Source organism: Streptomyces sp. NPDC058683 (genome assembly GCF_042716195.1).
In the GTDB taxonomy this organism is placed as follows: domain Bacteria; phylum Actinomycetota; class Actinomycetes; order Streptomycetales; family Streptomycetaceae; genus Streptomyces.
In genome coordinates this window covers 64,663-74,703 of sequence record NZ_JBHXSK010000035.1, presented here as the reverse complement: position 1 = coordinate 74,703, position 10,041 = coordinate 64,663, and the positions used below count along the sequence as shown (strand labels likewise).

Below are 10,041 nucleotides of genomic sequence, written 5' to 3'. Positions count from 1 at the left end.
CCCACTAAATCGACACGGGCTAACTCCCGGCTCTCACCACCCCCCCCTGCGCCCCACAAACTGCGGGCCCCCCCCCCCGGGGGGGGCCACCTCTGCCGTGTGCGAGGCCCGCGGCCCGGCCGTCACCGTCCGCTGTCCGCGATCCTGTTCATGATCGCCGCGGCCTTCAGCAGGGTCTCCCGCTCGTCCGGCCGCAGATGCGCGTCGATCGCGGCGCCCAGCCAGGTCGCCCGGGCGACCGGGATCATCCCGAACAGGGCCTGCCCCTCGGGCGTTGCGTGGATGAGGGTCTTACGGCCGTCGCCGGGATCCCTGCTGCTGGCGATCAGGCCCCCGGCGCGCAGCGACGCGAGCGTCTCGGCCATCGACTGGCGGCGCACATGCTCGGCCTGCGCCAGCTCACTGGCCGTGGCCGGGCCCTCCTCGACGATGCGGCCCAGCGTGGTCAACTGCGACCAGCTCCACCGCATGTCGCTGGGGGCCGACTCGGTGCGCAGCCGGGCCCGCAGCCGGGTCATCGCCTTCATCAACTCGGCGGCGACCTCGGCCTCCGGCCTTGGGTCACTGGTCATCGGTCCACCCTACCCAGCGCCCACCCGGCATTTTGATCAACTATTTGCGCCGTCAAGCATTTTGTGAGGGCTATATTCAAACGGTGAGCACCTCCGAAAGGCGTCGCCAGACCGAGGAACCATCCCGAGCGCCGTCGAGCGGGGCGCAGCTGGTCGGACGTACGGCCGAGCTGGAACTGATCGACTCGCTGCTCGCCGGGCCCGGCCGGGGCAGCTCCGGTCTCCTGCTGCACGGCGAGCCGGGGGTGGGCAAGACGGCGCTGCTGGACGCCGCCGCGGCACGGGCCACGGCGCACGGCATGCGGGTGCTGCGCGCCGCCGGTGCACAGGCCGAGGCCAGGATCGCGTTCTCGGCACTGCACCAGCTGCTCTACCCGGTGCGCCACGACGTCGACCGGCTGGCCGAGCACCATCGGAACGCCCTCCACCAGGTCTTCGATCTCGCCCGGAGCCCGGCTCCGGAGTCCCTGGTGTCGACGGCGCTGCTCGCCCTCCTGGAACTGACCACCGCGGAACGCGCGCTGCTGCTGATCGCCGACGACGTGGCCTGGTTCGACGAGGCCAGCGCGGCCGTCCTGGCATTCGCCGTACGACGGATCGCGGACGCCCCGATCGTCTTCCTGGCCGCCTCCCGGATCGGGACCGAGGACCTCTTCCGCCGGTCCGGGCTGCCCGAGCGCACGGTCGAGTCGCTCGACCCGGGATCGGCGGGCGCCGTCCTGGACGCCTGCTCCCCCGGGCTGGCCCCCGCGGTGCGCCGGCGGCTGCTGGCCGAGGCCGACGGCAACCCGCTGGCCCTCCAGGAACTGCCCGTACCGCTCACCGAGCGGCAGCGCGCCGGCCAGGATCCGCTGCCCGACCGCCTCCAGCTGTCGCGACGCCTGGAAGCGACCTGCGCCGGGCTGCTCGCCGACCTGCCCGCACCGACCCGCAGGCTCCTGCTGCTGGCCGCCCTGGACGCCGACGCCGGACTCACCGTGCTGCGCACCGCGGCGCAGGGGTCGGCCCACATCGACGACCTGGTCCCGGCCGAGCGGGCCGGTCTGGTCCGGGCGCCCGCGGCCGGCTCCGGTCTCACGTTCTGTCACCCGCTGATCGGCACGGCCGTGGTGGACCTGGCCTCGCCGCACGAACGCCGGACCGCACACGAGGCACTGGCCACCGCGCTGGCCGACGATCCCGAGCGCCGGGCCTGGCACCTCGCGGAGGCCGCCGCCACGCCGGACGAGGCGGTGGCGCGGGCGCTGGACGAGGCGGCGCTGACCGCCTGGCGGCGCAGCACCGGATCCCCCGCCGAGCTGCCGGCGCCGGTCGGGGCGCTGCTCTCCGACCGGCGGCGGATCGCCGCGTCCGCCGCGGTCACGGCGCTGATGCGGGCCGGCGAGCTCAGTCCGCACCCGGTCGACCGGTCCCGCCGCCTGGTCGAGGCCGCCTTCCTCGCCACCATGACCGGCCAACTCGACCAGGTGAACCGGCTGTTGGCGGATGCGGGGCAGACCCCGGACACCCAGACCGGGCTGGTCTTCGCCGCCGCCGCCCACCTGCTCACCCACGACGGGGGCGATGTCGACACCGCCTACCGGCTGCTGGCACAGGCCCTCGACCACAACTGCGAGGCCGAGCAGGGCGGTTGGAACCACCTCGGAATCCTGTACACCCTGCTGCTGGTCAGCCTCTACACCCTCAGACCCGAGCCGTGGAAGCTGCTCGACACCGCGATGGCCCGGTTCCCGCCGGAGGCGGTCACCCCGTTCCGGCTGTGCTACGACGCGTATGTCGACCCCACCCACAAGTCCGACGCGATCCGGGAGGGGCTCGCGGACGCGTTCGCCGGGCTGCCCCTCGACGCGGCCCCCTGGCAGATCGTCCCGCTGGGCTTCGCCGCCGTCGCCCTGGACGCCCTGTCCGACTACCGGTGCCTGCTGCTGCGCATGATCGAACGGGAGCGGGACGACGGCGCGATCGGCATGGTGATCCCGGCGCTGCTGCTGCTCTGCCAGGACTCCTACATCCACGGACAGTGGGACGAGGCGGAACGGCTCGCGCAGGAGGGGCTGGACCTGGCCAGGGCCTACGGGTACCAGTTCTGGGAGCGGCAGCTCCGCGCCCTGCTGGCCTCGGGCGCGGCGCTGCGCGGCAACGCGGACCTCGCCCGTACCCGCAGCGCGGAGACCACGAGCTGGGCGGCGCCGCGCGGCATGGACGTGACGGAGGGCTACGCGCGGTCGGCACGCAATCTCGCGGCCATCGGACAGGGCGACTACGAGGAGGCCCTCACCCAGGCGGCGCGGATCGGCCCGCCCGGTGCCCCCACCGCCGGCGTGCCGGGCCGGTGGATGGTCCTGGACTTCGTGGAGGCGGCGGTCCGCACCGGCCGTGTCGAGGACGCCCGGGCGCATGTGCGCGCCGCCCAGGAGGCCGGGATTCCCCGGATCGGGCCGCGCACCGAGCTGATCACGGCGGGGGCGGCCGCCGTGGCCGCCGACGACGCGGAGGCCGCCGCCCTGTTCGAGGCCGCCCTGTCCCTTCCGGACTCCGAGCGCTGGCCCTGGGACTTCGCGCGCATCCGGTTCGCGTACGGCCAGTGGCTGCGCCGCACCCACGACATGGCCGGGGCGCGGGCCCAACTGGGCGCGGCTCTGGAGACGTTCGACCGGATCGGCGCCGAGATGATGGCCCAGCGGGCCGCGGCCGAACTGCGCGCCACCGGTGTCTCCGTCGCCCGGCCCGACGCGGTGACGGAGCAGCTGACCGCCCAGGAACGGCAGATCGCCGAGCTCGCGGCGACCGGCCTGAGCAACAAGCAGATCGGCGAGCGGCTGTTCCTGTCGCACCGCACGGTCGGCTCCCATCTGTACCGCGTGTATCCCAAGTTGGGCATCACCTCACGCGCCGCTCTCCGTGGCGCGCTGGAGGCGATGTCCGCCGCGGACCAGGACGAGGAGACGCCGTAGCGCACGCGTCGCAGTAGCGGAACCAGTCGAATGACGGGTGGCCCCGGACCGCGATGCCGATAGCCTCCGTGCCCGTCACGCGGTCCCGGGCCGAGGCGGAAGTCGGCGCCACGGCACCCTCGTTTGCGGAGGTCTTCATGCTCGGTTCGCCCAACGCCCTGCTCTGGCGCGGCCTGCTGGCCGTCGTCATAGGCATCGTCTCCGTCTCCTGGCCGGGCATCACCGTCGGCGCGTTCGTCGTCCTGTTCGCCGTCTACGCGTTCATGTACGCGGTGATGGACGGAGTCCGCGCCTTCAGCAGCGACCGGGTGGGGCCGGTCCTCGGCTGGCTGGTGCTGTCCGTGCTGTCGGTGGTGGCCGGGGTCAGCGCCCTGGCCTGGCCGGGCATCACGGCGCTGGTACTCACCCTCTGGGTCGCCGCGTGGGCGATGACCACCGGTGCCATGGAGGTCGTCCTCGCCTTCCAGCGCGGTGAGACGGCGGGTGAGCGGGCCCTGTTCCTGCTGACCGGACTGGTGTCGGTGGCGCTCGGGTTCGTGCTGTTCGTACGGCCGGACATCGGGGCGGTCTCGCTCGCCACCGTCTTCGGTCTGTTCAGCATCGTCCACGGCATCTCGGCGGTCTTCGCCTCGTCGGAGGAGCGGCGCAGGCTCCGCCCGCAGCCTCTCGGCGGCTGAGCGCCCACACAATTTCCTTGCTTGACAAAGCATATAGTGGTCCCGGCATACTCGACGGCGACAGCCCCGGCGACCCACACCACGGAAGGCCCGCATGAACCTCGGCATCGCCATCGCGGATTTCACCCAACCCGGCGGTCCGGCGGGCATCGCACGTCACGTGGCGCAACTCGCCCGTAGCGCCGAGGAGTTCGGCTTCACCCGGATCGCCGTCATGGACCACCTCTTCCAGATCGGGATCGTGGGCGCCTCCGAGCAGGAGATGCTGGAGGCGTACACGACGCTGGGCTATCTGGCCGCGGCCACCGAGCGGGCGGAACTGCTCGCTCTGGTGACCTCGGCCGGCTACCGCGAGCCCGGACTGCTGGCCAAGATGATCACTACGCTGGACGTCCTGTCGGAGGGTCGCGCCGCCCTGGGCATCGGCGTCGGCGCGGGCTTCAACCTCGCCGAGGCACGCGGGCTCGGGCTGCCGTTCCCGCCCGTCGCGGAGCGGTTCGAGCGGCTGGAGGAGACCCTCCGGATCTGCCTGCAGATGTGGAGCGACGACGAGAAGCCCTTCACCGGCCGCCACTACCACCTCGAACGCACCCTCAACTCCCCGGGCACGCTGCGCCGCCCCCACCCGCCGATCCTCATCGGCGGCTCCGGCGAGCGCAAGACGCTGCGGCTGGTCGCGGAGTACGGGAACGCCTGCAACCTCTTCTACGGCCCGGACCTCGCACGCAAACTCGACGTGCTCCGCCGGCACTGCGAGGACGTCGGGCGCGACTACGCGGAGATCGAGAAGACGGTCCTGCTCCCCCTCGACCCCGGAGCGCACGGCGAGCGTGTCCCGGCCCTGCTCGCGGAGTTGCGGCGGCTGGACCACATCGGCATCGACCACGTCATCGGCCCGGTCCGCGGCGCCGACCAGCATGCCGCGCTCCGGCTGCTGGGCGAGCGGGTGGTACCGGAAGCGACGCGGATATGACCAACGGGCACCTTCACAAGAGACCGCCACAGCTGTTCAACTATTTATTTGCTTGCTGAAGCAATATAAAAGGAGATTCAGATGACTGTCACCAGCGACCACGCCGGCCACCACGAGGCCGATGTCGTCATCGTCGGCGGCGGCTCCGCCGGGGCCGTGCTCGCCGCCCGGCTCAGCGAGAATCCGCGGCGCACCGTCCTGCTGATCGAGGCGGGACCGGACTACCCCGCCGACCGCATCCCCGAGGGACTGCTGACCCCGCACCTGCTGGCCGACCCCGACCACGACTGGGGCTACAGCGCGCGTGCCACCGACCGCGCCCCGAGCATCGCCGCCCCGCGCGGCCGGGCCATGGGCGGCAGCTCCGCGGTGAACGCCGGTGTCGCGATCCGGGCGCGGGCCGCCGACTTCGCCGCCTGGGGCGAGCGGTACGGCATCAAGGGCTGGTCGTACGAGGAGGTCCTGCCCACCTTCCGGGACCTGGAGAACACACCGACCGGCGACGACGCCTTCCACGGGCGGACGGGCCCCTTCCCGATCCGCCAGTGGACCTACGAGGAACTCACGTCCCCCATGCGGGCGTTCGTGGACAGTGCGGCGGGCCTGGGCCACCGGCGCAACGACGACTTCAACGGCGACCGGCAGGACGGCACCGGCGCCTACCCGGTCAACATCGTCGACGGGGTGCGCCAGAACACCGCCCTGGCGTATCTGACGCCGCAGGTGCGCGGCCGCCGCAATCTGACGGTGCTGAGCGACATCACGATCGACAGGGTGCTCGTCGAGGACGGCAGGGCGCGCGGTGTCGTCGACGCGTCCGGCACCGTTCACCGGGCCGGTGAGGTGGTGCTCAGCGCGGGCTCGTACGGCAGCCCGGCCATCCTGCTGCGCTCCGGCGTCGGCCCGGCCGCGGATCTGCGGGACCTCGGCATCGACGTGGTCGCCGACCTTCCCGTCGGACGCCGGCTGCAGGACCACCCCTTCTTCCACTCGCTGTTCGCGCTCGCGCCCGAGCACCAGGACATGACGTCCGCGTTCGCCGCCCATCTGTGGCTCGCCTCCCGGGAGGCGCTCCCCGGTGAGCTGGACCTCGCCGTCGTGGGCACCCACCTGCTGGACGGCTCGTTCAGTCCGACCGGCGGGGCGATACTGCTCGCGGCGGCCGTCACCCGGCCGGAGTCGCGTGGCTCGGTGCGGCTGGCCGACCGTGATCCGCACGTCGCCCCGGTCATCGACGACAACTACCTGGCGACGGACCGGGACCGGCGCCGCATGCTGGAGGCGGTGCGCCTGGTGCGCCGCCTCGCGGGCAGCGCGCCCCTGGCGGGGGTGGTGGCGGCGGAACTGGTGCCGGGCGACGCCGTGGACAGCGACGAGGAGCTGGCGGCGGCGATCGAGACCGGTATCGCCACCTACGGCCATCCGACCTCCACCGTGCCGATGGGCGGCCCCGAGGACCGGTGGGCCGTCGTCGACGAGACCGGCGCCGTCAAGGGGCTGGCGGGGCTGCGGGTGGTGGACGCCTCGATCATGCCGGAGGTGCCGTCCACCGTGACCAACGCGACCACGATCATGATCGCGGAGCACATCGCCCGCCGGGTGTACGGCGACTGAGGCCGCCGTCGACCCCTGGGGCTCAGAGGGCCGGTGTCTCGTCGCTCTCGTCGCGGCCCAGCCGGCGGGCCACGGCGAGACCCCAGGGAACGCCCAGCAGGGCGACGAGTGCCAGCCCGAGCAGGAGCGGGGCGGGACGTGCGGCGCCGAGGGCCAGGGCCGCGAGGGCCACGGCGAGGCAGGTGCCGGCGAGCGGACGGTAGAGCTCCCGCTCGTCCCGCCAGGCCTCCAGGCCGGTCGCGATCAGCATCGTCGCCGCCAGCACCACGGCCACTCCCCCGCACAGCACCCAGGCCGTGGCGACGGGCACGCGGTCGGCGTGGGCGTGCTCGACCAGGCCGACCATCGCGGCGCCCATGGCGGTCACCGCCGCCGTCAGCGGCAGGTGGGTGAGCATCCACCCGAGGGTCACCGTCCGGGTGCGCCGGGGCGGACGGTGACCGGCGAAGTCGAAGTACGTCCACCAGGCGCCGAATCCGACCACCACCGCCACGAGCCCGACCGCGAGGCTCATGACGGTGGTCGGCTCGCTCGCCAGCCCGTCCACGACGCCGGTCACGGTCTCGCCGAGGACGATGATGATGAGCAGCCCGAACCGCTCGACGAGCGCGTCGGTGAGGGCGAGCGCCGATTCCTGGGCCGGGGCGGCCGCCAGGACCATCCAGGCGAACCCGGCGAGAAAGGCGAGGGCCAGCAGGCCCCAGGTCAGCAGGCGGGCGTCGGCCGGCAGTCCCGCGCTGGCGAAGAGAACGGCCGCGCAGGCCGCCGTACCGATCACGTACAGCCGGGTGGGTCTGCGGAACTCGGCGGAGCTGCCGCGTCCGGCCAGGAACCAGAGCACGGCCAGGACGGCGAACAGGATCCCCGCGTTGACCGCGAAATGCGCGCCCTCCGCGCCGCCGGCCTTGGGGATGAACGCCCCCAGCGGGACGAGCACGAGGATCTGCAGGAGGAAGAGACTGCGGCCCCGGGCGTCGTCATAGCCGTGCAGATCGTGGTGGAGCGTGCCGTTGAGCCAGGCGATCCACACCAGCGCGAAGACCACGGCGAACTCGGCGAGGCCGTGCCAAGTGAGATGCGCCGCCAGGTGGTGGGCGGCCTGGGCGACCAGGACGACCACGACCAAATCGTAGAAGAGTTCCAGCGGGCCGACCACCCGGTGCCGCGGCTGGTCCCCATGGGCACGCGGCGGCCGCCACAGCTGGCGGCGCAGCCGGGCCCAGTGCTCCTGGTTCTCCGGTCGCGAGGTCATACCCGCGGTCTCGGCCGAGGTCGCTGCTGCATGACTGCTCTCCGGGGCATGGGCGGGCCGGAGGTGCGCTTCCGGCGCTATTTGACACCTGTAGATTAGCAGTCCGGTGGGCGTCGGTCAGGCTGGCGAAGCTCAGTCGAGCTTCTCCACCACCGCTTCGAACTGCCGCACCATGGCCGGCACCGACCTGCCGTCGAGGAGGTCCACGACCCGCTTGCGGGCGCTCGCCAGATGCACCGGGTAGGCCTCCTGGAGGCGCTTGAGCCCTTCCGGGGTGAGGGTCGCGACATTGCCGCGGGCGTCACCCTCGTAGCGCCGCTTGACGACCTGGCCGCGGCTCTGCAGAGCATCCACGACCCGGGTGATACGGCTCGCCGACAGGGCGGTGGCCGAGGCGAGATCCGTCATCCGGAGCTCCTGGTTCTCGGCCTCGGAGAGGTTCATCAGGACGACGTACTCGGTGAGCGTGAGCCCCGTGGACCGCAGCAGATCGTCGTCCAGCGAGCGCGGCAGCGCGACGATGACGCGCATCAGGGCACGCCAGAAGCGTTCTTCGTGGGCGGTCAGCGGGTCGTCGTCGCTCATCCGCTCAGAATAGCGTGCTCAAGCAAGGAGTCTCAAGCTTCCGGCGCACGTCAGGGGCTGTTCGGCAGCCGGCCGGACAGCCCCCGACCAAGGCGCTCAGGCCTGCTCGACGATCTCGGCGACCGAGTCGAAGGGGTGGTACTGGGCGTACTGCCCCTGGATCTCGCTCGCCCGCTTGCGGTACCGGGGGTCGTCCAGCACCTCGTCGACGGCGGCGCGCACGGCGGACGCCTCCGGGCGCGCGGTGTGCAGGTTGACGCCGGTGCCGGACCACTCGACGCGGGCGGCGACCTCGGGCTTGTCCTCCGTCTCGCCGCCGACGACGAGCGGGACGCCGTGGCGCAGCGCGGTCTGGACACCGCCGTAACCGGCGTTGGTGACCAGGACGTCGGCGAGCGGCAGCAGCTGCTCGAAGGGTACGAAGCCGGCGAGGTGGACGTTGGCGGGGATCTGGCCGTCCATCGCCGTCCGCACCATGTCGGGGCCGTCGGGCCGCGCGGTGGCGGCGACGACGGTGACGTCCGCGTCCGCCAGCGCACGGAGCGTGGGAACGACGAGCTGGGTCAGGTCGCCGTTCTCCACAGTGCCCTGGGTGACCACGACGACCGGCCGGTCGGACGACAACTCCGCCCACCAGTCCGGGCGTTCGAAGTCGGCGTCGGAGGCGGCCGGGAGGGGACCGATGAAGCGGAACCCCTCCGGCGCGTCGCTGCGCGGGTACTCGAAGGCGGGGACGGTCAGCTGGAGCAGGAGGTCGGGGGTCGTGGCCATGGCGTCGAAGATCGGTCCGGGGAACGTGACGCCCATCGAGGTGAAGACACCCTCCACGTGCTGCTGGGCGTCGGCGAACATCGCCCCGATCTGGGCCCGCATCCCGTCGTAGGCGGCGCGCTCCTCGTCGGTGGTGGGCGGGAGCAGCCCCGGCCCGAAGGGCGCGGTGTCGGCGCTGGCGAAGGGGGGCGGCGCGATGCCGATGGTGACCAGGAGCGGGCGCTGCTCCCGCGGGGCGCGCAGGACCGTCGCCAGCGTCCAGAAGGACAGCAGCTCGCTGATCACCACGGTCGCGGGGAACTCGGCGAGCAGTTCCTGAAGGCGCTTGTCGTGGACCGGCGCTGGGTCGGCGGCGAAGTGCTTGAGGTCGAAGGCTATGCGCTCGAAGGGGGCGAGTTCTTCGCGCTCGGCGAAGGTGGCGCTGAGGTCGGCTCCGTCAATGTCCACCTCCGCGGGGTACGGGACGAAGCGTGCGCCGGTCTTGCGGACCCGGTCCTCGAAGCGGATGCCGGTGTAGAAGAGCACCTCGTGCCCGCGCTCCGTCAGGTCGGCAGCGATCGCCGCGAGGGGCAGGACGTGGCCCGGCACGGGGGTCGCCGTGACAATGATCTTCGCCATGGTCTCGTTCCTGGACAGCCCGGAC

At 72.5% G+C, this 10,041-nt stretch carries 8 protein-coding genes; 4 read left to right on the top strand and 4 right to left on the bottom strand.

Features of this window, described 5'->3' with window-relative positions; genetic code table 11:
- Positions 1-122 precede the first annotated feature (122 nt).
- Positions 123-572: a MarR family winged helix-turn-helix transcriptional regulator gene (locus ACFWXC_RS33540; protein ID WP_384484504.1), complete on the bottom strand. Its 450-nt coding sequence runs from the start codon at positions 570-572 to the stop codon at positions 123-125.
- An 83-nt stretch (positions 573-655) separates the two neighbouring features.
- Here ACFWXC_RS33540 and ACFWXC_RS33535 point away from each other — a divergent pair, with 83 nt between their 5' ends.
- The 4 genes from ACFWXC_RS33535 to ACFWXC_RS33520 all read left to right on the top strand — a co-directional run bounded on the left by ACFWXC_RS33535 (position 656) and on the right by ACFWXC_RS33520 (position 6,790).
- A complete protein-coding gene (locus ACFWXC_RS33535) occupies positions 656-3,526 on the top strand; it encodes an AAA family ATPase (RefSeq protein WP_384484502.1) in 2,871 nt (956 codons plus the stop codon).
- A gap of 137 nt (positions 3,527-3,663) precedes the next feature.
- Positions 3,664-4,203, top strand: a complete 540-nt coding sequence (locus tag ACFWXC_RS33530) for an HdeD family acid-resistance protein (RefSeq protein WP_384484500.1) — start codon at positions 3,664-3,666, stop codon at positions 4,201-4,203.
- A 94-nt stretch (positions 4,204-4,297) separates the two neighbouring features.
- Positions 4,298-5,176 (top strand): LLM class F420-dependent oxidoreductase, encoded by an 879-nt coding sequence (locus ACFWXC_RS33525; RefSeq protein ID WP_384484498.1) that lies wholly within the window; start codon positions 4,298-4,300, stop codon positions 5,174-5,176.
- Between the two features lie 81 nt (positions 5,177-5,257).
- Positions 5,258-6,790, top strand: a complete 1,533-nt coding sequence (locus ACFWXC_RS33520) for a GMC family oxidoreductase (RefSeq protein WP_384484496.1) — start codon at positions 5,258-5,260, stop codon at positions 6,788-6,790.
- Positions 6,791-6,812: 22 nt separating this feature from the next.
- On the opposite strand, the gene ACFWXC_RS33515 is transcribed toward ACFWXC_RS33520, so the two are convergent.
- From ACFWXC_RS33515 to ACFWXC_RS33505, 3 genes are all read right to left on the bottom strand, one after another.
- A complete protein-coding gene (locus ACFWXC_RS33515; RefSeq protein WP_384484494.1) occupies positions 6,813-8,042 on the bottom strand; it encodes a low temperature requirement protein A in 1,230 nt (409 codons plus the stop codon).
- Positions 8,043-8,174: 132 nt separating this feature from the next.
- A complete protein-coding gene (locus ACFWXC_RS33510) occupies positions 8,175-8,627 on the bottom strand; it encodes a MarR family winged helix-turn-helix transcriptional regulator (protein WP_384484492.1) in 453 nt (150 codons plus the stop codon).
- 96 nt (positions 8,628-8,723) lie between these two features.
- Positions 8,724-10,016, bottom strand: a complete 1,293-nt coding sequence (locus ACFWXC_RS33505; RefSeq protein ID WP_384484490.1) for a glycosyltransferase — start codon at positions 10,014-10,016, stop codon at positions 8,724-8,726.
- Positions 10,017-10,041 lie beyond the last annotated feature (25 nt).

Bases quoted from the DNA above. Each gene is read 5' to 3' on its own strand.
- ACFWXC_RS33540 (WP_384484504.1), bottom strand. From the start codon at position 572: ATGACCAGTGACCCAAGGCCGGAGGCCGAGGTCGCCGCCGAGTTGATG.
- ACFWXC_RS33530 (WP_384484500.1), top strand. From the start codon at position 3,664: ATGCTCGGTTCGCCCAACGCCCTGCTCTGGCGCGGCCTGCTGGCCGTC.
- ACFWXC_RS33525 (WP_384484498.1), top strand. From the start codon at position 4,298: ATGAACCTCGGCATCGCCATCGCGGATTTCACCCAACCCGGCGGTCCG.
- ACFWXC_RS33520 (WP_384484496.1), top strand. From the start codon at position 5,258: ATGACTGTCACCAGCGACCACGCCGGCCACCACGAGGCCGATGTCGTC.
- ACFWXC_RS33515 (WP_384484494.1), bottom strand. From the start codon at position 8,042: ATGACCTCGCGACCGGAGAACCAGGAGCACTGGGCCCGGCTGCGCCGC.
- ACFWXC_RS33510 (WP_384484492.1), bottom strand. From the start codon at position 8,627: ATGAGCGACGACGACCCGCTGACCGCCCACGAAGAACGCTTCTGGCGT.
- ACFWXC_RS33505 (WP_384484490.1), bottom strand. From the start codon at position 10,016: ATGGCGAAGATCATTGTCACGGCGACCCCCGTGCCGGGCCACGTCCTG.